Here is a 529-nt window from a genome sequence, read left to right on the forward strand (position 1 = left end):
CGATGCCTGGTGTCGACAATGACGGAATTGATGTGCACCGACGTGCTTTCCGAGTCGCCCAGCACCTTGTCTTTGGGTTTCGTGCCGCGATACTGCTGCAGGTAGTCGTCGGCCACTTGCCCCGCCGCTGTCAGGCGCACAAAGTCGTAATCGGTTTGCCCAGCATAGAAGTCATAGGCTTCGCGGTGAATGACGAATTGCGATACCCAATACTGGTCCGTCGCTTCACCAAAGCCCATATCCTGCGTGACGATGGACACTTGGGAAAGCTCACCCGTGGACTTGTCGAGCGTGAGTAAATATTGCGGCAGAGGTTGCGCGTAGCGCAGCATAGTGCCGCCCGCGACCAGCCACGCGAGCAGCGCGAACGCTGCAAAGCCCCCGGTGACCTGCCACGCACGCCGACGCGACAGCAAGACCTCGTCGAGCAGGTCGACTTCGGCGCTGCCGCGCTCTTTTCGGTAGGCGTCCATTTCCGCTCGCGTGATTGCTTTGCGCTCGACTCGCGGGATATTCGGTTGATCGTTTT

Annotated in this window: 1 protein-coding gene; it reads right to left on the minus strand. The window is 59.5% G+C overall.

Features of this window, described 5'->3' with window-relative positions; all coding sequences use genetic code 11:
* Positions 1 to 473, minus strand: a 473-nt coding sequence (locus AWB78_RS43085; RefSeq protein WP_062613391.1) for a type IV secretion system protein, incomplete at its 3' end; no start/stop codon positions are given.
* Positions 474 to 529: the final 56 nt, after the last annotated feature.

Source organism: Caballeronia calidae, from assembly GCF_900044055.2.
In the GTDB taxonomy this organism is placed as follows: Bacteria; Pseudomonadota; Gammaproteobacteria; order Burkholderiales; family Burkholderiaceae; genus Caballeronia; species Caballeronia calidae.